Below are 23,826 nucleotides of genomic sequence, written 5' to 3'. Positions count from 1 at the left end.
CCACAGGCGGCGCCCCACCCGGACTCAGTGCGTCACAGGCGTGAACCGCACCGGCAGCGACGTCAGACCGCGCATCCAGATGGACGGGCGCCACCGCAGCTCCTCCGGCTCCACCGCGAGCACCAGATCGGGCAGCCGCTCCAGCAGCGTCTCGACCGCGGTCCGGGCGATGACATCGGCAAGCAGCGGCGCCGGATAGGGACAGCGGTGCTCGCCGTGGCTGAAGGAGAGGTGCGCGGAGTTCTCCGGGCCGACGTGTGACTCGGGCCAGATCTGCGGGTCCGTGTTGGCGGCGGCGAGACCGAGCACCAGGCAGTCGCCCGCCCGGATCTGCCGCCCACCGAGCTGCGTGTCGCGCACCGCCCAGCGGCCGATGAAGTTCTGGGTCGGCGTGTCGAGCCACAGCACTTCGTTCAGGGCCTCGCCGACACTCAGCCGCCCGCCGGACACGTTCAGGGCGAACCGGTCGTCGGTCAGCATCAGCCGCAGCGTGTTGCAGATCCAGTTGGCCGTCGGCTGCTGGGCCGCCGCGATGACGGAGATCAGGTCCTGGACGATCTCCTCGTCGGTGAGGCCCGCCGGATGCAGCAGCATCCGCGAGGTGACGTCCGCGCCGGGCCTCTCCCGCTTCTCCTTGACCAGCCGCTGGATGCGCTCACCCACCCGCATGTACGCCGCCACGGGGTCGTCGCCCTCCGCCGCGTCGAGCGAGATCCGCAGGTCATCCACGAGTTGCTGCGTATCGGTGCCCGTCTCCGGCATGCCGCACATCTGCACCGCGGCCCGCATCGGCAGGGCATGCGCGTACGCGCTCATCAGCTCCGCCTGGCCACTGCCGGCGAACTCCCCGATCAGCCGGTCGGCGATCCGCCCGCTGTCCCGGGCCAGCTCGAACTGATCGACCCCCTCCAGCGCCTCCGTGATCACCCCGGCCCGCCGCCGGTGCTCCTCGCCCTCGGTGAAAAGCACCGACGGCTGATAGCCGACGAACGGCATCAGCGGCCAGTCGGCGGGGATGTTCTCCCACTGGCTCCAGCGCCGCGAGTCACGGGCGAACAGCTCGTCATGGCTGGTCACATAGCTGACCTCGGAGTAGCCGAGCACCAGCCACGCGGGCACGTCCCCGTCCAGCAGCACCGGCGCCACCGCGCCGTGCTCACGGCGCAGGGTGCGGTACAACTGCGCGGGCGTCTGCTGGTACTCCAGTCCGCCCAGGCGTACGGCGCCCGCGTGAGCGGGGCACCCCGGCGGCGGGGCGCTCTGCTCGAAAGAGGATCCGGTCGGCTCGGTCACGGTGTCATCTCCTGGGCCATGGCCAGTTCGTAGAGGTGGTCCACGAGGGTGATCAGGACGTCCTTGCCCGACGACCTCACCCGCGCGTCACAGTCGATCAGCGGCACATGGTCCGGCAGCGCGAGAGCCTGGCGGATCTCCTCCAGCGAGTGCGTGAAGGGATCGTCGTCGAACCGGTTGACCGCCACCAGGAACGGCGTCTTGTGGTGTTCGAGACGGTCGATCGCGTACCAGGAATCGTCCATCCGCCGCGTGTCGACCAGGACGACCGCGCCGAGCGTGCCCGAGAAGAGCCGGTCCCACAGGAACCAGAACCGTTCCTGGCCCGGAGCGCCGAACAGGTAGAGGACCACCCGCTCGTTGAGGCTGATCCGGCCGAAGTCGAAGGCCACCGTCGTCGTGGTCTTGCCCGCCACCTCGGACGTCTCGTCGACGCCGACGCCGGCCTGCGTCATCACTTCCTCGGTGTTCAGCGGACGGATCTCGCTGACGGAGCGGACCAGCGTGGTCTTGCCCACCCCGAACCCGCCTACGACGACGATCTTCAAGCCGGTCTCGGCCGTGTCGGAGAGAGGGGTACGGGAGGGCAGCTCAGAGATTGCGGAGTCCATGGAGCACCTCCTTGAGAAGGGCGGAATCGGGCATCGAGGCGACCGAGTCGGCCGCGCGGGGGTGACGAGCGGTGATCCGGCCCATCGCGAGCAGGTCACCGAGGAGAATCCGCACCACGGTGATCGGCAGCTTGAGCTCCGCGGCGATCTCGACCACGGCCGACGGGTGCCGGCACAGTTCGAGGATCCGTACATGCTCCGACTGCATCCCGGCGGTGGGCTCGCACTCGCTCACCACCAGCGTGACCAGGTCGAAGGAGTCGTCGTCGGCACGACTGCGGCCACCGGTGACCGTGTAGAGCCGGTCCGGATCACCGGTGTCCACGGGCCTGCGCGGCGTCACGAGGCCCCGCTGTCCGTGTCCTGGGCGCGCGGCTCGGCGCGCAGGTGCTCCCCGATCTGCTCGACGAGCTCGGTCATCTGGTGGCCCACCACTCCCGGGTCGGCGTTCTCGTCCGCCACGACCGCCAGGTGCGCGCCGAGACCCGCCTCGACGATGAAGAGCAGCCCCCCGTGGAACTCGGTCATGGAGTGCCGGACGCCACCGGTTCCGTCGCCGAACTCCGCGGACGCGCCCTGGGCCAGGGCCTGGATGCCGGAGCAGATGGCCGAGAGCTGGTCGGCCTGGTCGAGCGTCAGGTGATCGCTCCAGCACAGCTTCAGGCCGTCCCGGGAGAGCACCAGGGCGTGCCGCGTGCCGGGAGTGCGCTTGAGGAGGTTCTGCAGGAGCCAGGTCAGGCTGTTGTCGGTGGTCTGCATGGTAGGTGGGGGCGCGGTGTGGCGGGCATGCCCGGGCACCGGCCCGTGCCTCCAATCTTACGATCTTGAGCGGGGGAAGAGGCGGCGCCGGACCCGGGCGCCGTGCGGGGGCTTGGCTCTACTCGGCGGGCGAAGGACCGGGCCCGGTGGGGGAGCCGGGCTCGGCCGGGGGTTCGGGCGCCGTCGGGAAGCCCGGCGCTCCGCCACCGGCACGCCGCGCGCGGTGGAAGGCGCCGAAGCGGGAGCCGCGTCACGGGGCTGCTGCCCGGCCTCGCCGCTCTCCGGCGCCGCGGCCGCGTCGGAAGCCGCCCTGCGCTGCGTTCGAGGTCCGCCTCGGCCATGGTGCGGCCGGGGCGCGTACGGGTAGCCTGTTCGGCGTGGCGGCAAGCCTGCGGCGGCTGCGGGCGGCTGGGCGGCGGCGGGCCGCACGGGAGGCGCTGCCGCGTCGGCCTGCGGCAACTCGGGGCGGCGGGGCCTGCGGGTACACGGGATCTCCTCGGCCGCCGGGGCGGGCTCGGCGGGGAGCGGCGCGGGCGTCGGGCCGGGGACCCGGCCCGCGGGCTGCTGCGGAGCGGGGTCGCGCTGCTGGGCGAGGAGCTGCGGGGGCAGCAGGACCACCACACCCGTACCGCCGCGTGAGGACGGGCGGAAGTTGACGCTCATGCCGTACTTGGCGGCGAGGCGGCCGACCACGGCGAGACCGAGGCGGGTGCCCTGGAGCGAGGCCAGGTCCGTCACCTTCCCGGAGACGGCCTCCTCCGCCCGGCGCATCGCCGCGTCGGCCATCTTCAGACCGCTGTCCTCGATGGTCACGACGATCCCGGCGCTGCGCTCCTCCACATAGACGTGCACCTCGTCGATGGGCGGGGAGAAGTTCGCCGCGTTGTCCATGAGTTCGGCGAGCAGGTGCATGACGCTCTCGGCGGCGAATCCGGCGACCGCCACGGTCGTGGAGCAGTGCAGCCGCACCCGCTGGTAGGCGGAGATCCGGCCGACGGCGCCGCGCAGGATGCTCTCCATGACGATCGGCTTGTTCCACGCGCGACTGGACCGGCCGCCCATCAGCAGCGCCAACCGGTCGGTCATGAGCCCCAGTTGGGACGTGCTGTGGTCCAGCCGCAGCAGGTCGCCGAAGACCTCGACGCCGTGGCGCTCCTGCATGTCCCGCAGATCGGCGAGCATGCTCACGGACTTGGCCTGTACGCGACTCAGCGCCTTGGCGGAGGCGGCCTGCGCGGCGGCGGCACGGCGCTCGCTGTGGGCGAGTTCGCGGACGAACGATTCGGCGGGCACGCGCAGCAGGGGGTTTCGCGGCCACTGGAGGCCGGCCAGGACGGTGTCGGCGGAGGCTCCCTCGCGCAGCTGCGCGATCGCGGCGGGCAGCGTGACCGCGGTGAGTTCCTCGAACTCCTCGGTGGCCTGGGACAGCTGCCTCTGCGCCTGGTCCCGCTGCGACCGCACGGCATCGGCCTGCCGCACCGACTCCTCCACCACGGACGCGAACACGTGGGTGAGCTGGCGCAGTTGGGCATCCGACGGCGGAGCCGTGTGCGCCAGAGCCTCGGTCGCGCCCGCACCGTCACGAAGCTGCTTCACGAGCATCGGGAGGGTGACGTTCACCAGATGCGCGGACTCGGCGCCCTGGCGCCCCAGTTGTGCCTTGAGGGCCTCGGTGTCGGCGTGCTCGGCGTCGGCCGTCTGCCGGATCCGCCGGACGGCCGAGGAGCTGACGAGCAGACAGACTGCCAGGCACAGCCAGCCGGCCAGGATCGAGGCCACGGTCCAGCCACGGGCCTCGGCGGGCGCCGCGGAGCCCGCGACGGCACCGGCCCCACCGGTCACGGCCAGCACGACCAGGGGCACGGTCCACGCGGGGCGCCGCGCCTTCGCTATTCGGCGTGGGCTGGGAGGAGCAGGCACTGACATTCAGCGGTCCCTCGGTCCTTGAGTGCAGGAGAACAACGGGCCGACCGACTGCGCGTCGGTCGCAGGACCGGAGAGGAACGCCAAGAGGACGTCGATCTTCCGGACCACACATCACGCCATGCTAGCGATGTCGGGGAGCGTGAAAGCCGGGGAGGTGGAACAGCGCGCTCCGGTGGCGAGTTCGTCGTGATCTCGCCCCCTCGAACATGGCTCGGTGGTAGAGGAGTTCGACTCGTCATCCGACTCATGAGGGGCGCTCCGACGGTGATTCAGCGCCTGTGAGAGGGACGCACGCAGGGCGCGTCCCGCCGGGCCGAACCGCGGCCGAGAGCGCGGGAGCTGCGCCTAGCCGTCTTCCGGCAGGTGGAAGTAGACGGTCCCGGACCACCAGGGGCCGTGCTCGGTCGTCTCCGACTCGATCACCACGTCCTTGACCTCGGCGGGCCCCAACGCCTCGATGGCATCGGCCAGCCGCCGCAAGAGGGCGGGAACGCTGTCGCAGCCCGGGCCGGCGGGGTTGGCCTGAGAGAAGTGCCGCACGGTCCAATGCCTCGGTGTCTCGATCACGGACAGATCGTAAGGCCGGTGACGGCACCCGCGGCCGCGCATGACGAGGCGCCGATCACCCTGGCTGCCCGAGGCGCTATCCTGTGGCCGCGGCCGCCGACATAGCCCCGTAACCTGCGGCTTTTCCGGTCGAAACGGCCGCGTCGCAGAGGCAGAAAGTACAGGTTGTGGACTACCAGGCCGTTCTCGAAGAAGTCGCCGCCTTCGCCCGGCCGCTGGTGGGCCGCGGCCAGGTGGCCCAGTACATCCCGGCGCTCGCGGACGTGGACGCCGAGCGCTTCGGCATGGCGGTCGCCGACGTCAACGGCGAGGTGCACGGGGTGGGCGACTGGGAGGAGCCGTTCTCCGTCCAGTCCATCTCGAAGGCCTTCAGCCTCGCCCTCGTCCTCGCGGAGGGCGGCGAGCGGATCTGGGACCGGGTCGGCACGGAGCCGTCCGGCAACCCCTTCAACTCGCTGGTCCAGCTCGAGTACGAGAACGGCATCCCGCGCAACCCCTTCATCAACGCCGGCGCCCTGGTCGTCACCGACCGGCTGCAGAGCCTCACCGGAGACGCCGGCACGACGATGCTGGAGTTCCTGCGCGCGGAGAGCGGCAACCCGCATGTCGCCTTCGATCCGGTGGTGGCGGCCTCCGAGGCCGAGCACGGCGACCGCAACGCGGCTCTCGCGCACTTCATGGCGAGCTACGGCAACCTCGACAATCCCGTGACCACGGTCCTTGAGCACTACTTCCGGCAGTGCGCGATCCGGATGAGCTGCCGCGACCTCGCCCGCGCGGCGGCCTTCCTGGCCCGGCACGGGCTGCGCCGCGACGGCACGCGCCTGCTGCCCGCGCGCGAGGCGAAGCAGGTCAACGCGGTCATGCTCACCTGCGGTACGTACGACGCGGCGGGCAGCTTCGCCTACCGCGTCGGCCTGCCGGGCAAGAGCGGCGTCGGCGGCGGCATCGTCGCGGTGATCCCGGGCCGCTGCACCCTGTGCGTCTGGAGCCCGGGCCTGGACACGTACGGCAACTCCGTGGCGGGCGTGGCGGCACTCGACCACTTCACCACGGTGACGGGCTGGTCGGTGTTCTAGCCGGCGTCCCGCCGGTCATCGGATCCGGCACTTCTCCTCCGTGAGCCGTGCGGTGTCGCCCGCCCTGCGGCTGCACACCTCCGGGGAGCGGTACGTGTCGCCGCCCTCCTCGCGCCGGACCTCCACCAGCGCGATGCTGTGCCCCGCGCGTGCCTCGTACAGCGGGGCCCTGGTGACGTCGATGGTGCCCGTGGCCAGCGACTTCACGCTGACGTTGCGCAGATTCACCCAGGTCGCCGCGCGGTTGCGCGGGGCTTTGCCTGCCGCGGTGTGCAGCGCCTTGGTCGCGTCGTGCGAGAGGGCCGCCTGTCCGCTGGCGAGTCGGGGACTGTCCGGGCCGATCCTGCCGGGGAAGGACTCGGGGAAAGCCTTCTGGGCGTCCGCGCAGAAGTCCGTGCCCCCCCGGACCGCTCATCTTCGCCAGGGTCACGTGGTACAGCGTCACGTTGGGACCCACCCGCTCCTTGTCGGGAGGGAACCGCGCCTTGGAGAGGTCGTCCCCGGTGAGGATCGTCATGTCCTCCTTGCAGCCCTTCTCCTCGCCCAGCTCGCTCCTCAGGGACCGGAGATCCTCGACACGCCCCGCGAAGTAGATGACCGTGGGAACGTCCTTGCGTTTGCAGATGGTTTCGGCCTGCTCGCCCATCTGCGGGGTGCCGTTCGGCACGTCGTACGCGAGGAGGTCCTGCATGGTGAAACCCTCTCGCGCCAGCATCCGCCCCCCGAACGTGGCCTGCGCCTGCGTGTAGGCGTCCGTACGCCCCTCCCTCTCCTTCTCCGTCCCCGTTCCCTTTCCCTTGTCGGGCTGCTTCCGCGCCAGGACGAGCGCGGACTGATCACTGCCGGGCGTACACAACTGCCGGGCGATCAGCCCGAGTTGAGCGAACACGTCACCGTCGGCCGCGTCGTCCTCGGCATGCAAGACGACGACCGGCATGGGCGGCGCGCTGGTCCGGAACTCGTGGATCCGGTCCTCCAGCTCCTGCTGGACGTCGATACCGGCCTCGGTCGACATGGCATGCCCCGCCCGGCACTCCAGCGGTTTGTCGCTCTGCCCCCTGCTCATCTCAACCCTCCGTCAGAACGGACGAATTGTGAGAATAGCGGCTGGGGCGCGAGGTGCGGCCTACGTCATCACGCGGGGCGCCGACGATCAGGGCGGGCCACTCGCCGAACGCACGTTCTGAGCCAACCGCGACACCTGGGGGTCCGGGGCCTGGCGCCGTCGTTGACGGCAGCCCTGCTCAACTGCCGTACCGCCGGGGAAGTTACTCCATGGATAAGTTCGGTAACGGTGCGTGTAGGGTGCTCTCGTTACCTGGAAGGAGGGCGACCTCTCGCATGAGACTGTCCTGTGCCGACGAGATGTTGTTGCTCAACGGATGCCCGGGCGTCATCGGGCTGGCGGTGGTCTTCTCCGGTGAGCGGCCCGACGTGGAACAGGTGCGGGCGCGCGTCGCCGAGAGATGGACCGGCCTGGAGCGGATGAACTGCGTGCTCGACCGCGCGCCGGGCGACGCCGGGACGCGGCGCGGAAGACTGTTCGCACGCCGTGGCCGCCCGCGGTGGACCGTGCCGGGGCCGTTCGACCCCGCCGTCCATGTGACCGTCGCCCGGAGCAAGTTGGACGACCTGTGGGCGGAGAGCGTGGACCGGCCGCTCGACGGCGAGGTCCCGCCCTGGCGGCTCTTCGTGGTTCCGGACGCGGCGCACGGCGGCGGTTTCGCCCTGGCGCTCGTGGCACAGCACGAGCTGCTCGACGGACGTTCCCTGGCGACGCTGATGCGCTCGCTCATGGACAGCCCCGCGACGACGAGGGTGCCGGCGCGACCGGCGCCGCTCACCCGTACCGGGCTGCGCGCGGCGGGCAGGGAGCTCAGGGTGATGGCGGCCGCCGGGCAGGCCCTCCCGATGCGGTCGCCCCGGGAGACGTACTCCTCGATCGCGGTGTGTGAACTGCCCGCGCAGACAGTGCGGTCCGCCCGCCGCCAGCCCCCCGACGGCCGCGGCGCCACCCTGAACGAACTGCTGGTCGGTGCGGTGGCCGGGGCACTGCGTGCAGAGTACGGGCCGGTGCCGGGGTGGCGGCAGCGGGCGGAACCGGTGTACACGGCCGTCCCGTGCGACCTGCGTACCCGGGCGAACCCGAGGGAACTCGGCAACACCCTCACGGCGGTCCGGGTTCCGTTGCCCGTCGGGGTGGAAGGCCCCGTGGCACGGCTGCGGGCGTGCCAGGCCGCGATGGCCACGGTCCCCGAGCGGGCCGCCGTCCACGCCGGTGTGCTGTTCCCCGCGGCGGAAGCGGTTCGGCGGACAGGGCCGTGGGTGACCAGGCTCCTGGCAGGCCGCGGCCGCCGCTCATGCTTCGCGGCGGCCGCGACCACAGCCATGAAGTGGCCCGGCGGGGCGAGCACGTTCGAGGGACGCCGACTCGTGCGCACCGTGGGGCTACCGCCCTTGCGGTATCCGGGCACCGTCAGCTTCGCCCTGGCCCAGGCGGGGGACGCGTTCACGCTCACCGCGGTGGGCAACGCCCGCCCGGACGACGCGAGACGGCTCGCCGACGCGGTCCTCACGGAATTCGAGACATGGGCTCGGACGGCGACGCCGTCACTCTGAGCCGGCCCTGACAGCACCAGGAGATGGAGGCAGTTGCATGGATGTGGAACACGGCGACGCAGACGTATGGGAGACGCTGCGCCCGCTCTGCGCGCGGGTGATGTCGGTGCCGCCGGAGGTTGTTGTGCCGCAGGCCCGGCTCGTTGCCGACCTGGGTGCCGACAGCCTCGACATCACCGAACTGGAAGCGGCGTCCGAGGACGTATTCGGCGTCTCCCTCAAAGGCGCCGACAAGTCCGGGGTGTCCACCGCGGGTGACGTCGCCGACCTCATCGTGCGGCTGCGCGCCCACGAAGCCCACAGCCCTCTCGCCCGATGAGCGGCCGACCGGCCGTCGCCGTCACAGGACTGGGCGTCCGCTGCGCCGCCGGGGCGACTCCGGCGGCGCTGTGGGAGAGCCTGATCGCGCGCCGCCCCGCGATCTCGCCGCACGCCTTCGACGACGAGGGCACCGTCGTGGGCCCGGCGTCCGTCATGACCGAATTCGACCCGACCGGCTACCTCTCGCCCAAGGAGGTGCGGCGGGCCGACCGGTCGGCGCAGCTGGCGGTGTGCGCGGCCATGGACGCCGTGGAGGACGCCGGGGGGCTCCAAGTCCCGCCCGCGCGGCGGGCGGTGATCACCGGCACTGCCTACGGAGGGCTGGTCAGCCAGGAGAACGGCATCGGACATCCCGACGTGCTCTATGTGCCCCGGCTGATGAACAACGCGGGCGCGTACTGGGTCGGCGCCCGGCTCGGTATCACGGGCCCCAGCCTGACGGTCTCCACCGCCTGCGCGGCCGGCACCCACGCGGTGGGCGAGGCGCTGCAGATGATCCGGTCCGGGTGTGCGGACGTGGTGGTGGCGGGAGGACACGAGAGCCCCCTGACCCCCACGACGGCACTCGCCTTCGGGCGGTCCGGCGCGATGGCCACCGACTTCGACGAGTCCGGCGCCGCGTCACGGCCGTTCGACGCCGCACGGCACGGATTCGTCCTCGCCGAAGGGGCCGCGTTCCTGGTCATCGAGCGGCTGGACCTCGCCCGGGCGCGGGGCGCCCGGATCCACGCCACACTGACCGGCTACGGGCGCAACTCCGACGCCCACCACCTCACGGCACCGCACCCCGACGGCGAGGGCGCCCGGGCGTGCATGGATCAGGCGCTCGCCGACGCCGGTACGACGGCGCACGCCGTCACCCACGTCGACGCGCACGGTACCGGCACCGAGCTGAACGACCTGGCGGAGGCGCGGGCCATCGCCGCCCTGTTCGGCCCCGGCGCGGTGCCGGTCACCGCTCCGAAGTCGGTGATCGGGCACGCCCTGGGGGCGGCTGGGGCACTGGAAGCCGTGATCGCGGCCTTGTCCGTACGGGAAGGACTCGCGCCGCCGACCGCGTCCCTCACCCAGCTGGACCCCCGGTGCGACATCGACGTCGTCACCACCGAACCACGCAAGATCTCGAACGGGCCGGTGATCAGCAACAGCTTCGCCTTCGGCGGCCACAACGCCTGCGTCGTGTTCGACTCATCCCACGACTGAGTACCTGAAGGAGGCTGCGGAGCATGAGACTGACGGCCGTCGAAGAGGGGCACCTGCGCAATGGGCTGCCGGGGACGATCGGCATCGCCGGGGTGTTTCCCGGAGCGCGGTTCGACCTGGCGGGGGTGCGCTCCCGTGTCCATGACCGGTGGGGCGGGCTCGACCGGATGAAGTTGGTCGTCGAGGCTCCCACCGGGCCCACGGCACTGTTCGGCCACCGGTGGGCAGCATGCCGGGCGTTCGACCCCGCCGCGCACGTCACCGCCACGGACCAGGAACTGGAATCCGTGTTCGCCGACGGCGTCGGTCACCCGCTGCCGCCCGGACGGCCTCCCTGGCGACTCCTTGTCACACCGCACGCCCTCGTACTGCTCGCCCATCACGCGCTGCTGGACGGCCGCTCCCTGGAGACCCTCCTCCGGCTGCTGATGGACGACGCCGTACCGACACCTCCTTCCGGACCGGCCGCGGCACACCCGCCCGCGATCGCCCGACAGCGCCCGGGCCTGCGCCCCGGCGGCATCGGCAGGGAGCTGCGCCGCATCGGGGCCCAGGGTCGGCGCCTCCCCGCGGTGCCTCACAGTGGAGCGCGGCCGTCGGTGGCCGTGGTCGAACTGGACCCGGAGGTGATGCGTGCCGCTCGCCGCCGGCCGGCCGACGGACGCGGGGCGACGCTCAACGAACTGCTGCTCGGCTCGTACGCCGGTGCCCTCCGCGCCTGCTACGGCCCGCTGCCCTCCTGGCCCGCGGGACCGGCCCCCTTCTATGCCACCGTGCCGGTCGACCTGCGGACCCGCGCCGACGCCCAGCGGCTCGGCAACGGAGTGACCGCGCTGCGCATCCCGCTGCCCATCGACAGCGAGTCCCCGGTCACCCGACTGAAGGTGTGCCAGGACCTGGTCGCGGCGTTCCACCACCGCAGCGACGCCCACCGCGCGATCCTTCCCGCGCTCAAGGCCATCGCCCACGCCGTGCCGTGGCTGGCGGGGGTGATGGCCAGGAACCTGGCCCGTCCCGAGGCGACCACGAGTCTGTGCACCGCCTTCAAGTGGCGGGGCAGCCCCAGCCACTTCCTCGGCAGTCCCTTGGCGCGCGTCGTACCGATGCCCCAACTCGCCCCGCAGGGCACGGCGAACCTCTGCCTCGTCCACACCGCCGACGCCTACACTCTCACCGTCGTGAGTCACCTGGGGCCGGGGGACGCCTGGATGCTCGGCGAGGCCGTGGCCCAGGACCTCAAGGCGGTCGCGGCATCCGGCACGTCCGCCGGTTAGCGCGCTCGGCTGGAACGGCCTTTCGCGAGCGGCTGGGCGAAGCGTCCTCCTTCGCTGCGCTCACACGGAGCCGACCACGCCGACGCGTTCCGCGGTGCGGCGCACACGGGGCGGTACGGGTGAAGGTGGGGGAGTGGAGCAGAGGACAGACACCGGGATTTTCACCCGCGGGTTCGGGGCGCCGCCGCGTGACGGCGCCCCGAACGCCGTACTCGTACACGGGCTCGGACTCTCGGGGCGGTACCTCGTGCCCCTGGCGCGCCGGCTGGCCGCGAGCGGCACGACCGTCCTGGTACCCGACCTGCCGGGCAACGCGCGATCCCGCGCCGCCGCGCGCCGCGCACTCGACGTAGGGCAGGTCGCTGACGCCTTGGCGCACTGGCACCGGCAGCTGTCCCTGGGGCCGAGCTGCCTCGTGGCCAACTCGGTCGGCTGCCAGGTGACCGCGGCGCTCACCGCCCGCCACCCGGACCTGGTGAGCCGGATGGTCCTGGTCGGCCCGGCCCTCGAACCGAGGACATCCGGCCCGCGCCAGTTCGGCCGGCTTCTCGCGGACGTGCCCCGGGAGCCCTTCTCGCTGCTCCCGCTGGCCGCGGCGGACTATCTGGTGACCGGGCTGCCGCGCTGCGCCGCGTCCTTCCGCAGCGCCCTGCGCGACGCGGCCGAGTCGTTCGAGGGGAACCTGGCCCGGGTCCACGCGCCGACGCTCGTCGTACGCGGATCGGGTGACACCATCGCCTCCGCCGCCTGGATCCGGCACGTGGCGCGGGTCGTCGGCGACGGACGAACGGCCGAGATGCCAGGCGCGGCCCATGCGGCCCACTACAGCGCGCCGGACGCCATGGCGGCGCTCATCGAAAAGTTCACGGAGGGAGAGCTGTCATGAAGCGGCCGAGTACGACCGACTCCTCACGGCCGCCCCGGCACACGGAACGACCGTCGCCCTGGCTGCGCCTGCTGCCCGGCATCTCCCCGAAGCGCCGCGGCTTCGTGCTGGCCTGGTGGGGATTCGCGCTCACCTTCGGCGGGATGCGGCTGCTCACCTGGCTCATCCACATCGATGTGGCCGGGGTGGGCGACGTCCAGGCCGGTGGACTGCACATCCACCACTACGTGTGGGGCATCCTGCTGCTCGCGGCGGTGGGCGCGGCGGGCCTCGCGGAGCGTTCGGCGGGGGCACGCGCCTGGATGGGGCTCGCCTACGGGGTGGGCCTCGCCCTCATCGTCGACGAGGCCGCGCTGCTGATCAGTCTGGAAGACGTGTACTGGGACACCGAGGGCGGCGTCAGTATCGCCCTGGCCATCGCCGTGATCGCCGTCGCGGGCAGTGTGCTGGCGATGACGCGGGGGCGGCGCGCCTCCAGGAGGGACCGGGGTGAGAGCTGAGCCGGTGAAGCCCGGTCGCCCGGTGGTCAGGTGACCGGCGCGTCGGGGGCCGGGCGGCGCCGGTCCAGGATCCCCGCGACGATTCTCATCAGCCGATCCGGCACCTGATCGATGCTTCCGTTCTGCGTGCTGACCTGCGCGCCTTCGAGTACGAAGGTGATCTCGGCCGTGGCCTGTTCGGGATCGGGCAGGCCTGCCTCGGCGCACATGCCCACGAGTCTGCGGGTCTGCTCGGCCTTGTGCTTCTCGATCACTTGCCGTGCGGGATGGGAGCGGTCGGGCAGTTCGGCGAGGGAGTTGATGAACGGACAGCCCCGGTGCGAGATGGTCGGCAGTCCCTCGGCGATGAAGCGGGCCAGGCCGAGGATCTGTTCCCTGGGCCGGCCGGGATGGTCGGCCTCGACCCGGTCGAAGGCGGCCTGGTAATCGGCGGCGAGGATCCGCAACCACTCCGCGACCAGCGCGTCCTTGGTCTCGAAGTGCCGGTAGATCGCCATCTTGGTGGTCTCGGCCTTCTCGGCGATCGCCTGGACGCCCACCCGCCGGATGCCCTCGCTCTGGAAGAGCTCTTCCGCCGCGTCGAGGATGCGCTCACGAGGCGGCAGTTTCGCCACCCTGCCCGGCCTGCTGGTGGTCGATGCCATGACTGCTCCGTGACGTCCGTTCCGTCGTGGGCGGCTCCTGCCGGCCATCGCCTGTTACGGTACCAGCCAGACCCATTCGGTACCGATCGGTATCGTCAGGGACTCAACGGTATCGACCTTCCCTTCTGGGAGTGACAGTGAGAATCACCGAGTACGTGAGCTTCGACGCGGTCGGACTCGCCGAGCTGGTGGCCCGGGGCGAAGTGACCCCCGCCGAACTGGAGGCCGCCGCACGCGAGGCCGCGCGGGCGGTCAACCCGCAGATCAACGCCATCGTCGAGACCTGGCCGGCCGACGACGAACCCATACCCGGCAGCTCACCGCTGGCCGGGGTCCCTTTCCTGATCAAGGACATCGGGGTCTCCATGGCCGGGAGGCGGATGGAGCTGGGCAGCCGTCTCGCGGCAGGCAACGTCGTCGCCGCCGACTCCTCCCTGATGCTGCGCTTCCGCCGCGCAGGCCTCGTGACGTTCGGACGTACGTCGACACCGGAGATGGCCTACAGCAACACGACGGAACCCGTGCTGTACGGCGCGACCCGCAACCCGTGGGACCCGGCGCGCAGCGCGGGCGGATCCAGCGGGGGCGCGGGCGCGGCCGTCGCCGCCGGGGTGGTGCCGATCGCACACGCCACCGACGCCGCTGGCTCGATCCGCATCCCCGCGGCCTGCAATGGCCTCTTCGGGTTGAAGCCGACCCGTGGCCGGGTCTCCGCGGGCCCCTCCTTCGACGAGGTCTTCAACGGTCTCGCCGTGCAGGGCAGCGTCAGCCGGACGGTACGCGACAGCGCGGCACTGCTCGACCAGGTCCGCGGCCCGGAACCGGGCGACCCCTACTTCGCACAGGAGCCGTCCCGGCCGTACGCGGAGGAAGTCACCCGCCCTCCGGGCACGCTGCGGATCGGTGTCCTTCGCCAGGCATGGGGTGGACACCGCACCACCGCGCCCGTGGCCGACGCCCTCTCCCGCACCGTGCGCCTGCTCGAATCCCTCGGCCATCAGGTGGAGGAGGTCAAGGCCGACCTCGGCGTCGACTGGGAGGAGTTCGTCCTGGCGAGCGCCCACCAGTGGACGGCGAATCTCACGGCTTCGATCGACGAACTGGCTGCCGCCTTCGGCCGGCCCATCGACGACTCGACCCTTGAGCCGCCCATTCTCGCCAGCTACCACTACGGGCAGCGGGTGAGCGGCGCCCAGTTCGTCACCGCGCTCGCCGTCCGGAACCGGGTGGCTCGCAGCCTGGCACGGTACTTCGCCGCTCACGACATGCTGCTCACGCCGACCCTGCCGGAACTCCCCGTGCCCCTGGGCACTCATGCCGAGGGCGCGGAGACTCTGGACGGCCTTGGCTGGCTTCGTCGTCTCTTCGACCTCTCGCCGTTCACCGTGGCGTTCAATGTGGCGGGCACGCCCGCGATGTCGGTGCCCGTGACGGCCGACGCCGAGACAGGGCTGCCGGTCGGCATGCAGTTCGCCGCCGGTTACGGACTCGAAAGCCGCCTCTTCCGTCTCGCCGGCCAACTCGAACAGGCCGGCCCGTGGTCGGACCGGACCCCCAAGGTCTGGGCAGGGAACCACACGGGCCCCTGAGGGCGGGCGCCCCGGACGACTCCGGCCCCTCCCGATGTCATATCGGAAGGGGCCGGTTCTCGTAGCGGGGACAGGATTTGAACCTGCGACCTCTGGGTTATGAGCCCAGCGAGCTACCGAGCTGCTCCACCCCGCGTCGGTGAACCCCACTCTACGTCAGGTGAACGGCTGCGAATGACCACTCCGATCTGTCAGCCGACCAGCGGCCCGGCCTACGACTGAGCTGGTCGCAAGGCGCCGGCGATGACGGTGGTCACCATCTTTCGGACGGCGGCGATCTGCGGCGGGGCGCTCGCCCGGTCGGCGAACAGCAGGTGCCCGGCCCCGACGAGAGTGGGGGCGAGCGTGTCGATGTCGGCGTCACCGGCCAGGCGCCCCGACTCCCGCTCGGCAGTGAGATAGGCGGCGATCATGGCGGCGCCTTGCACGGCCAGCGGGATGCCGGTCAGACCGGCCTCGCGCAGCCGGGCGCGGAGGCCGTCACGGAAGGTGATGAGCGCGACGATTGCCACCGTGACCGGCTCGAACAGGTCCTCAAGCGCGTCGGCGAGGTTGTCCACCACGCTGCCGGTGCCGGCGGCCGCACGCAGCGTCGTGGTCCGCTCCTCGATGCCGCGGACGCGGTCGAGGACCAGCTCCGCCAGGAAGGCGTCGAAGTCGGTGAAGTGCCGGTGCAGCACACCCTTGGCGCAGTTCGCCTCCTCCGTGACCGCCCGGCTGGTCAACGCGCCGGGCCCGTCCCGAAGCAGGACGCGCTCGGCGGCTGCGAACAACTGGCCGCGCACGTTGTGGATGTGCACCCCTGACGGCATTGTGCTCCCTTTCCGCGCCGCCCCGCCTTAACAAGTGGGCAATCGCCCATTAGGGTGGGCGCATGCCCATTTTACCGCAGGGCCAGCCGGACGGGTCCGGACCCGAGCCCCACCACCACCGGCGGACAGCCGAGTCGTTCGGAGTGGACGCCGAACGCTACGACCGCGCCCGACCGCCGTATCCCCAGGCCCTGGTGGACGCAATCGTCGCGGCAAGCCCCGGTCGACGTGTCCTCGATGTCGGAGCCGGGACCGGCATCGAGGCCCGGCAATTCCAGGCGGTCGGCTGCACGGTGCTCGGTGTCGAGCCCGACGAGCGGATGGCCGCCTTCGCGCGACGCAGCCGGGTCGAGGTCGAGGTCGCCAGGTTCGAGGACTGGCAGCCGGCCGGACGGCAGTTCGACGCGGTCATCGCCGGCACCGCCTGGCACTGGGTGGACCCCGTCGCCGGCGCGGCCAAGACGGCCCAGGTGCTCCGGCCCGGCGGCCGACTCGCCCCCTTCCACCACGTCCCTCAACTCCCGGCCGAGGTGATCGACGCCCTCGCCGAAGCGCTCCAACGGGTCGCCCCCGATTCCCCGTTCAACCCCGGCCTGCTGAGAGGCTCGGCCGTGGACGCGTACCAGCCGTTGTTCGCGAAAATCGCCGACGGGATCCGCCGGACCGGCGACTTCAGCGAGCCCGAACAGTGGCGCTTCGCCTGGGAGCGCACCTACTCCCGGGAAGAGTGGCTCGACCAGCTCCCCACCTTCGGCGGCCTCACCCAACTCCCCCCAGACAAAATGGCCGAGGTCCTGGACAGCGCAGGGGCCGCGATCGACAAGCTCGGCGGCCACGTCACCATGTCCTACACATCCGTCGTGATCACCTCGACCCGCTCCAGCCACACGATCGCTGAAGATCAGCCCTCGGCCCGCCGCTAACGCACTCCGATCTGTCAGCGCTCGCGGTTCCAGAACCCGAGGTTGTGTTCGCGGTAGTAGTCGACGGGACCGATCCGGTGCGGTGCCAGTGACTGCGTGTACGGCCGTCCCACGTGGCCCGGCCGGTAAGGCGGCCAGGCGGGCAGACCGGCGCCGCGCGGTGTGCCGGTGCGGGCGAAGGCGGCCCAGTAGCCGCTCATCGTGGCCGACAGGAGGCGTTGCGCCGGGGTGAACTTCCGCTCCGCCGTCTCGTCCTCGAACAGGTACGGGATGTCGCCCGCGTGGAAGGCACCGAAGTCGAAGTCGCCGGGCAGCGGAAGGAACATCGGTGCGTCTCGGTCGGCGAACTCGTAGGCGTATACGGGGGCATGTCGCGCCAGCGCCTCGTGCTGGTCGTGCGTGCCACGCGCCCACATGCGGTCGGTGATGACGGTGGCCCGCGCCAGCGCGGGAGACGGGTACGCGGACGTGGGGTACTCGGCGCGCACCCGCTTCGCCGGCCGCTTGCCGAACGCCGTGTGCAGCGCCCGCGCGTAGTCGGCCTCGGTGAACTCTCTGCCCACCGCGTCGTACGTCATCCCGACGAACGTGCGGTGTTCGTCGCGGGTCGCGCCGGACAGGACGGGCACGCGGTGGAATCGGCCGGCGCGCAGGGCCGTCGGCGGCAGCTCGGGCAGGGTGGCGTTGCCGTATCCGAAGGCCTGGAAGGCGTTCATGATGTACGGCACCTTGAGGATCGTCTTCACGGGCAGGGCGCGCAGGCAGGCGAGCGTGCGCTGCGGGCGGCGGTCCCGGCAGCCCAGGGACGAGGTCATCTCGGTGGTGACGCCCTCCATCTCCCGCCCCGTCCGCCATACGTACCAGGGATATCCCGGCACGCCGGGCCCCATCGCGCCGGCCGGCATGTCCATCACGGCCTCGCCGCTCGCCATGACGGCACGGTGGAACAGCCCCCGGGAAGCGGGTGACGTCAGGTGTGCGGCCACGGCGGCGACGCCGAACCCGGTCTGATCGACTTCCGTGACCTGGTGCTCGCCGCCTATCCCGGTACGACCAACATGGGCATCAGCAGGGCGTGCGGCAGCGGAGGCCAGAGCGAACACAAGGAGGGCCGCGCCTGGGACTGGGGCGTGAACGTGCAGGGTCAGGGGCATCTGGCCGACGACCTGATCAACTGGCTGCACGCCACGGACCGGCACGGCAACCCGCACGCCCTCGCACGCCGCTTCGGCATCATGTACATGATCTGGAACCGGCGCATCTGGATGGCCAATCGCCCCGACGCCGGCTGGCAGCCCTACCGGGGCGCCAACCCACACACCAACCACATCCACTTCAGCTTCTCCTGGGCCGGTGCCCGCAGGGAGACGAGCTGGTGGAAGGGGCCCGTGGTGCCGGATCTGCGGCAGCGGTTGGTGGTGGGGATGTCGGCGGATGGTCGCGTGGAGGTGTTTCATGCGGCGGTCGATCAGATCTATCACACGTATCAGCATCAGCCGGGGGGTGAGTGGTCGGGGTGGCGGGCTTTTGGTGGGCCCGCGTCGGCGACGATCGCGTTGTCGGCGGCTCCGGACGGGCGGTTGGAGCTGTTCGCGATGAGCGGGGAGACGTTCGTGCACCGGTATCAGGCGAAGGTGTCGGGGGAGTGGGTGGACTGGTACGCGTTTGGTGGTGGTGGGGATCATCTGGCGGTGGGGCGCAATCATGACGGTCGTTTGGAGGTCTTCGCGTCCAACGCTGAGGGTGTGCATCATCGTTGGCACAACACGCCGGGTGGGACGTGGCATGACTGGCGGCCGTTGGGTGGTCCGGCGAGCGCGCGGCTCGCGGTGGCTCCCGCTTCGGACGGCCGTATCGAGGTGTTCGCTCTGACGGATGACATTTTCCGTCATACGTGTCAGACAGATCTGTCGGGGACGTGGCGGCAGTGGGTGGACTTCGGCCTGGGTGGTGAGCATCTGGCGGTGGCGAAGAACCGTGACGGGCGGCTGGAGGTGTTCGCTTCCAACTCCACTGGTGTGCATCACCGTTGGCAGAATGTGCCGGGTGGTGACTGGCATGAGTGGCGGCCGTTGGGTGGCCCGGCGGGTGCGCGGCTCGCGGTGGTGGAGTCGCATGATGAGCGCATCGAGGCGTTCGCCATGAATGACGACGTCGTGCAGCACAACTACCAGGTCAATGGTTCCGGCGCCTGGCGCACGTGGCAGGGCTTCGGTGGCGGGGGCTACTTCATCCGGGCCCTGCGCAACCGCGACGGGCGCCTTGAGATCTTCGCGAACAACCCCGGTGGTGTCCATCACCGCTGGCAGCACCAGCCCGGCAGCACCTGGCACGACTGGCAGCCGATGTGACCCGGCCTCCTTCCGCACACCTGGCCGTCGCGGGCACCGCACACCGGTGTCCGCTACGGCCGACGGGGCTGTCACAGCCGCCAGCGCAGATCCTGCTCGGGGGTGTAGCGGCACATCGTCCCGGTGGAGACGGCGCGGCGCAGGTGGGCCGCCAGCTCGGGGTGCCGCTGGTCCAGCTTGCGCAACGTGTCACGGATGCGGGCGGTGACATTCTTTCGGGCACGCTCGCGCGAGTCACCCAGGCGGCGCGCCCGGCCTCCCAGGCCCGCGTAACGGCGCAGCTCCTCCAGCAGGTCGGCGCGCTCCTGGTCGTAAGCGGCCGCGCGCCGGTCGTCCCCCTGCTCGACCGCCCGGTCGATCTCCGCCTCCAGCCGCTCCAGATGACGTCGGTAGCGGCTGCGCGCCTCGTCGTCCAGCACCTCGTCGGCCCCCATGCCCTGCACGGTGGTCACGGTGTCGTCGTCCGGGTTCAGGAGGCGCACGGCCGCGATGTCCTGGCCGGGCAGGCTCAGCAGGCAGTGCAGGTCACGCAGACCTTTCGCGTCGGGCATGTGCACGGTGCGACCCCCGTACGTCAGCCGCCACACCTCGCCGTTGCGGCGGAACTCGTACGCGGGGGTCGAACCGTCCTGGCCGGGCCCTGCGCCGTGGCCGTGCGTGTCCACGTGCTCGACCCGGGCGAGCAGATGCGTCATGCCGAGTTCGCGCGCCTGCGACGCCGCCTCGCTGAGCAGCGTGGCCACGTGGCCCTCGTCGTGAGCGCCCTGCGCCGTGAGGGCGGCCGCCAGTTCGAGACGGGCCCGCAGCGACCACGGCAGCGCGTGCAGTCGGTCGGCCGACTCGCGGGCCTCGGTGAGGTGGCGCACCGCGGAGTCCCACCGCTGCTGCGCGGCGTCGAGGACGCCCATCCAGAGCGCCGCCGGGCCGCTGATGTCCCACCCGAAGAGGGAGACCAGCCACTGGCCGGCGTACGGGGCCAGCGCGGCACGCACGTCGTCGCACCACGCGGGGTCGCCCGAAGCGGCGGCCGCCTGGGCCTGGTGGCACAGCCACAGCGGGGTGACGCTGCGGTGGAGCACCGTGTCACCGCCGGCGCCCGCGCCCGGCCGGGGCACGGGCACTCCGTGGCCTTCGCCGGCTTCCACATCGGTGAGGGCCTCGACGAGGTCGACGTACGGGTGCTGCTGGGCGCGCAGCGTATCCAGCAGCTGCCTCGCCTCGGTGAACCTGTCCCGCAGGACGAGCAGGCTCCAGCGGTGGTGGGAGGCGAAGTACCGGTAGTAGTTGGCGCCGGGGGTGTTCATGGACTCCGAGGCGTCGAGCAGCTCCGTCGCCTCGGTGAGCCTGCCGGTCAGGGCGTGGACGATGCTGCGGTCGATCACGGTGTGCAGCCGCAGGCGGGCCGAGCCGTCGGCGGCTCCCAGGGCCACCATGGCGTGGAAGTCGTCCATGAACCGCGGGTCGCCCGCTTCGAGTGCGGCGACCCAGCGCATCGACATCGCCACGTGCTCCGTCCACAGGTCGCCGCGCCGCCGGGAGACCGCGACGAGTTCTCCCGCCAGCGCCCGCCGGTCGCCTGCCGCCCGCGGCCCCCACTCCGACTGGAGCCGCGCCCACAGTCCGATGTGCAACGTGTCGTCATCGCCCGCCGCGTGGGCCCCGGCGACCACCGCGGCCGCCACCCGCCGGGCCATGGAGGACTGTGACAGCGTCGGTTCGGCTGCCGATGTCGACGCCGGTGTCGATGCCGATGCAAGTGACGTACGCGGTGTGGGTGTCGGCGATCGTGGCGTCGAATCGTCGGAAGCGGCGGCGCCCTGTTGTTCGTACGCCCAGCGCAGGGCGCGCGGCTTCAGCAGCGCGGTGTCGCCTCGTCCGTCGGCGCCGTACAGGGTCAGCGCGGTCCGCCCCATCAGCAGCGGGTCCCCGAGGCTCCTCGCCGAAGCGGCCGCGTCGGCGAACACCCGCCAGGAACGCTCGTGTTCACCGAACATCTGGAGCGCCGTCCCGAAGTGGAGGGCCAGCAGCACCCGCCGCGCGGGGACCTCTTCACCGAGGCGGTCCAAGGCGCGCTCGTAGTGACCCGCAGCTTCCTCATGCGCCATTCGGCTCTCCGCGTGACGCGCCGCCGAGAGCAGCAGGTCCACGGCCTCGTCGCGGTCCAGCTCCTCGAACGCGCGACGGGCGTGGCGGGCCAGCTCCACCGGAAGCGTCGCGTCCTGCGCAACCGCCGTGCTCCGCAGCGCCCGTACGGCGGCCGCGTGCAGTCGGCGTACGCGCGGCGCGTCCAGACCGCCGTACAGCGTCTCGCGCACGAGGTCATGCTTGAAGAGCGCCTCCCCGGAGCGTTCGCGCGCCACCAGCTGGGCGTCCGCGGCCTGGGCCAGCCACCGGCGCACCTCTTCGGGCGATGCGGCCATCACGCTCGCCAACGTGTCGGTGCGGAACCGCCGCCCCAGCACGGACGCGGCACCCAGGCACTCCGCCACGGCGTCGTCCAGCAGGCGCAACCGCTGCTGGAGGGAGGCGTGCAGGCCCGGCGACATCCCGCTCACTTCATGACCGCCCGCCCACAGGCGCGCCGTCTCCTGGACGAAGAAGGGATTGCCGCCCGTCCGCCGCAGCACCTCGCCCACGAGTCTGCCGTCCGGCGCGCACCCCACCGTACGGCGCATCAGTTCGGCGACGTGGGAGGCCCCGAGTCCCGTCAGAGTGAGCTTCGTGGCCCGGGTCTCCAGTGATCGGAGCCGGTCGCGCAGCGGATGGTCGGGCCGTTCGACCTCCACGGGCCTGTACGTCGCCACGATCAGCACCCGCTCCAACGACATGTGCTGGGCCGCGAACTCCAGGAGGGCGACCGACGCCGTGTCGGCCCAGTGCACGTCTTCCAGTACGACCAGCACCGGCTGGTGCTGCGCGGCGGTGACCAGCATGGTCGTGACCGCGTCGAACAGCTCGAACTGCCCCGCTTCCTCCGCCGTGCCGCCACCGCCAGGGAGCACCTGCCACACCACACCGGCGGCCTCCGACGCGGCCTCCCACGCCTGCGCCCCCAAGGACCTGCGCAGACTCCGTATGACCTGTGTCCACGGCCAGTACCCGGGGGTGCCGTCGGCGCCCCAGCACGACCCGCGCAGCACGGCCATGCCCATCCGCCCCGCCTCGCGGACCGCGCAACCGGTGAGGGTCGTCTTGCCGATGCCCGCCTCGCCGGTGATCAGCAGCAGACCGCCGTGACCCCCGCGGGCCCGTTCCAACTGTTCGCGCACCGAGCGCAGAAAGTCGTCCCGCCCGAGCAGCGGCTGCCCGGCACCGTCCTCGGACGGCGGCACGGTCACCGCCGGCACCGGTCCCGACCGGCGTGCGCCGCACAGGCCATGCCCTCACCACCCCCGCAGCGTCCGCGTCCGGCAACAGCCGTCGTTCCGCCCGGAAGCGTCGAGCTTGTTCGAAAACCGGATCAACTCCACCAAAAGCGTGAACGGTACGGCGCGTCGGCCGGTCTCGGCACGCCGCGGAGACGTACGTGTGCGTTGGACCGCTGATGACCTGCCGTCAGCGCGCCAGGAGTTCCCGGACCGCTGCCGCGATCTCGTCGGGGGCCTCCTCCGCCATGAAGTGACCCGCGCTGGTGAGCCGGTGGTCGAGGTCCGGCGCCCACGCCTTCCACACCTGAGCGGCGTCGTAGCCGAGCTGGGCGCCCCAGTCCTGTTGGACGACCGTGACCGGCATCGCCAACTGGGAACCGGCATCGAGGTCCGCCTGGTCGTGCGCGATGTCGACACCCGCGGAGGCGCGGTAGTCGGCCACGATCGAGGGCACGGCCGCGGCGCTCGCACGCAGGTACGCGGCGCGCACCGGGTCCGGGATCGCGGCCGGATCGCCCGCCCAGGCATCGATGAACGAGCCGAAGAACGCGTCCGCGCTGTTGGTGATCAGGGTCTCCGGCAGGCCGGGCGGCTGCGCCATGAGGAAGAGGTGGTAGCCCACCGCGGCGGAGACGCCGTGCAGCACGTTCCACATGTCGAGCGTCGGTACGACATCCATGATGCCGAGGTGCGTGACGGTCTCCGGGTGGTCGAGTCCGGCCCGGAAGGCGACGAGGGCGCCGCGGTCGTGGCCGACGAGAGCGAAGCGGTCGTGCCCGAGCGCCGCCGCGAGCGACACGACGTCGGCGGCCATGGCGCGCTTCGCGTACACGTCGGGACCCGTGGCCGCCGGTTTGTCGCTCGCACCGTATCCGCGCAGGTCAAGGCAGATGACCGTGTGTTCGGTGGCCAGACGTCGCGCGACGTGCCGCCACATGAGGTGTGTCTGGGGAAAGCCGTGCAGCAGGACGACCGGGCTGCCGGTGCCGCCGATCGCGGCGGACAGCTCCACGCCGTCCGCGCCGGGCAACCGGGTGTGGTCGAAGCCGGGAATGCCGAGAGTCATGTGGGGTCCTTTCCCCGAGCCGGGTGACTGACGGG

22 protein-coding genes and 1 tRNA gene are annotated in these 23,826 nt (G+C 71.6%); 10 read left to right on the top strand and 13 right to left on the bottom strand.

The window, feature by feature from the left end; genetic code table 11:
* Positions 1-24: 24 nt before the first annotated feature.
* From KKZ08_RS01435 to KKZ08_RS01410, 6 genes are all read right to left on the bottom strand, one after another.
* Positions 25-1,293, bottom strand: coding sequence for a cytochrome P450 (locus KKZ08_RS01435; protein ID WP_223772666.1), 1,269 nt, complete (start codon positions 1,291-1,293; stop codon positions 25-27).
* A complete protein-coding gene (locus KKZ08_RS01430; RefSeq protein ID WP_223772665.1) occupies positions 1,290-1,904 on the bottom strand; it encodes an ATP/GTP-binding protein in 615 nt (204 codons plus the stop codon). The genes KKZ08_RS01435 and KKZ08_RS01430 overlap by 4 nt, the downstream gene beginning before the upstream one ends.
* Positions 1,885-2,247 carry a DUF742 domain-containing protein gene (locus KKZ08_RS01425; RefSeq protein ID WP_127912619.1) on the bottom strand — a complete coding sequence of 121 codons (363 nt, stop codon included), beginning with the start codon at positions 2,245-2,247 and terminating at the stop codon, positions 1,885-1,887. Before KKZ08_RS01425 ends, KKZ08_RS01430 begins: the two co-directional genes overlap by 20 nt.
* Positions 2,244-2,663: a roadblock/LC7 domain-containing protein gene (locus tag KKZ08_RS01420; RefSeq protein WP_205038597.1), complete on the bottom strand. Its 420-nt coding sequence runs from the start codon at positions 2,661-2,663 to the stop codon at positions 2,244-2,246. Before KKZ08_RS01420 ends, KKZ08_RS01425 begins: the two co-directional genes overlap by 4 nt.
* A 57-nt stretch (positions 2,664-2,720) precedes the next feature.
* Entirely contained in the window at positions 2,721-4,526 is a 1,806-nt protein-coding gene (locus tag KKZ08_RS01415) for an ATP-binding protein (protein WP_223772664.1), read from the bottom strand.
* A 408-nt stretch (positions 4,527-4,934) separates the two neighbouring features.
* On the bottom strand, positions 4,935-5,156 hold the full coding sequence (locus KKZ08_RS01410; RefSeq protein ID WP_223772663.1) for a hypothetical protein: 222 nt from the start codon (positions 5,154-5,156) through the stop codon (positions 4,935-4,937).
* A gap of 167 nt (positions 5,157-5,323) precedes the next feature.
* On the opposite strand from KKZ08_RS01410, the gene KKZ08_RS01405 reads away from it, so the two are divergent.
* Positions 5,324-6,235 (top strand): glutaminase, encoded by a 912-nt coding sequence (locus KKZ08_RS01405; RefSeq protein ID WP_223772662.1) that lies wholly within the window; start codon positions 5,324-5,326, stop codon positions 6,233-6,235.
* Between the two features lie 15 nt (positions 6,236-6,250).
* Here KKZ08_RS01405 and KKZ08_RS01400 read toward each other — a convergent pair whose 3' ends face one another.
* Complete coding sequence (locus tag KKZ08_RS01400) at positions 6,251-6,463, bottom strand: hypothetical protein (RefSeq protein WP_223772661.1); 213 nt, start codon at positions 6,461-6,463, stop codon at positions 6,251-6,253.
* 1,113 nt (positions 6,464-7,576) lie between these two features.
* On the opposite strand from KKZ08_RS01400, the gene KKZ08_RS01395 reads away from it, so the two are divergent.
* The 6 genes from KKZ08_RS01395 (at position 7,577) to KKZ08_RS01370 (ending at position 13,038) form a co-directional block, all read left to right on the top strand.
* Positions 7,577-8,854 carry a wax ester/triacylglycerol synthase domain-containing protein gene (locus tag KKZ08_RS01395; protein ID WP_223772660.1) on the top strand — a complete coding sequence of 426 codons (1,278 nt, stop codon included), beginning with the start codon at positions 7,577-7,579 and terminating at the stop codon, positions 8,852-8,854.
* 37 nt (positions 8,855-8,891) lie between these two features.
* Positions 8,892-9,173 (top strand): phosphopantetheine-binding protein, encoded by a 282-nt coding sequence (locus KKZ08_RS01390; protein WP_223772659.1) that lies wholly within the window; start codon positions 8,892-8,894, stop codon positions 9,171-9,173.
* Positions 9,170-10,378, top strand: coding sequence for a beta-ketoacyl-[acyl-carrier-protein] synthase family protein (locus KKZ08_RS01385; protein WP_223772658.1), 1,209 nt, complete (start codon positions 9,170-9,172; stop codon positions 10,376-10,378). The genes KKZ08_RS01390 and KKZ08_RS01385 overlap by 4 nt, the downstream gene beginning before the upstream one ends.
* A 23-nt stretch (positions 10,379-10,401) precedes the next feature.
* On the top strand, positions 10,402-11,652 hold the full coding sequence (locus tag KKZ08_RS01380) for a wax ester/triacylglycerol synthase domain-containing protein (RefSeq protein ID WP_223772657.1): 1,251 nt from the start codon (positions 10,402-10,404) through the stop codon (positions 11,650-11,652).
* A gap of 133 nt (positions 11,653-11,785) precedes the next feature.
* On the top strand, positions 11,786-12,538 hold the full coding sequence (locus KKZ08_RS01375) for an alpha/beta hydrolase (RefSeq protein WP_223772656.1): 753 nt from the start codon (positions 11,786-11,788) through the stop codon (positions 12,536-12,538).
* A complete protein-coding gene (locus KKZ08_RS01370) occupies positions 12,535-13,038 on the top strand; it encodes a hypothetical protein (RefSeq protein WP_223772655.1) in 504 nt (167 codons plus the stop codon). Before KKZ08_RS01375 ends, KKZ08_RS01370 begins: the two co-directional genes overlap by 4 nt.
* 26 nt (positions 13,039-13,064) lie before the next feature.
* Here KKZ08_RS01370 and KKZ08_RS01365 read toward each other — a convergent pair whose 3' ends face one another.
* Positions 13,065-13,682 carry a TetR/AcrR family transcriptional regulator gene (locus KKZ08_RS01365; protein WP_223772654.1) on the bottom strand — a complete coding sequence of 206 codons (618 nt, stop codon included), beginning with the start codon at positions 13,680-13,682 and terminating at the stop codon, positions 13,065-13,067.
* 137 nt (positions 13,683-13,819) lie between these two features.
* Here KKZ08_RS01365 and KKZ08_RS01360 point away from each other — a divergent pair, with 137 nt between their 5' ends.
* A complete protein-coding gene (locus tag KKZ08_RS01360; RefSeq protein WP_223772653.1) occupies positions 13,820-15,271 on the top strand; it encodes an amidase in 1,452 nt (483 codons plus the stop codon).
* Between the two features lie 62 nt (positions 15,272-15,333).
* Here KKZ08_RS01360 and KKZ08_RS01355 read toward each other — a convergent pair.
* Both KKZ08_RS01355 and KKZ08_RS01350 read right to left on the bottom strand, forming a co-directional pair.
* Positions 15,334-15,407 (bottom strand) — tRNA-Met (locus KKZ08_RS01355).
* 76 nt (positions 15,408-15,483) lie between these two features.
* On the bottom strand, positions 15,484-16,083 hold the full coding sequence (locus tag KKZ08_RS01350; RefSeq protein ID WP_223772652.1) for a TetR family transcriptional regulator: 600 nt from the start codon (positions 16,081-16,083) through the stop codon (positions 15,484-15,486).
* Between the two features lie 62 nt (positions 16,084-16,145).
* Here KKZ08_RS01350 and KKZ08_RS01345 point away from each other — a divergent pair, with 62 nt between their 5' ends.
* Complete coding sequence (locus KKZ08_RS01345; protein ID WP_223772651.1) at positions 16,146-17,006, top strand: class I SAM-dependent methyltransferase; 861 nt, start codon at positions 16,146-16,148, stop codon at positions 17,004-17,006.
* A gap of 14 nt (positions 17,007-17,020) precedes the next feature.
* Here KKZ08_RS01345 and KKZ08_RS01340 read toward each other — a convergent pair whose 3' ends face one another.
* Positions 17,021-17,992 carry a carboxylesterase family protein gene (locus KKZ08_RS01340; RefSeq protein ID WP_263303324.1) on the bottom strand — a complete coding sequence of 324 codons (972 nt, stop codon included), beginning with the start codon at positions 17,990-17,992 and terminating at the stop codon, positions 17,021-17,023.
* Between KKZ08_RS01340 and KKZ08_RS01335 the strand changes: the two genes are divergently transcribed.
* The gene (locus KKZ08_RS01335; RefSeq protein WP_223779367.1) at positions 17,981-19,357 is read left to right on the top strand and encodes a hypothetical protein; all 1,377 of its coding nucleotides are present in this window, start codon (positions 17,981-17,983) and stop codon (positions 19,355-19,357) included. The genes KKZ08_RS01340 and KKZ08_RS01335 overlap by 12 nt on opposite strands.
* A 71-nt stretch (positions 19,358-19,428) precedes the next feature.
* Here KKZ08_RS01335 and KKZ08_RS01330 read toward each other — a convergent pair whose 3' ends face one another.
* Positions 19,429-22,695: an AAA family ATPase gene (locus tag KKZ08_RS01330; protein ID WP_223772650.1), complete on the bottom strand. Its 3,267-nt coding sequence runs from the start codon at positions 22,693-22,695 to the stop codon at positions 19,429-19,431.
* Positions 22,696-22,912: 217 nt separating this feature from the next.
* Positions 22,913-23,791, bottom strand: coding sequence for an alpha/beta hydrolase (locus tag KKZ08_RS01325; protein WP_223772649.1), 879 nt, complete (start codon positions 23,789-23,791; stop codon positions 22,913-22,915).
* Between the last annotated feature and the right edge of the window lie 35 nt (positions 23,792-23,826).

It is taken from the genome of Streptomyces sp. 135 (assembly GCF_020026305.1).
Classification (GTDB): Bacteria; Actinomycetota; Actinomycetes; order Streptomycetales; family Streptomycetaceae; genus Streptomyces.
The sequence above is the reverse complement of the archived record's forward strand: the minus strand, read 5'-3'. Positions and strand labels throughout refer to the sequence as shown.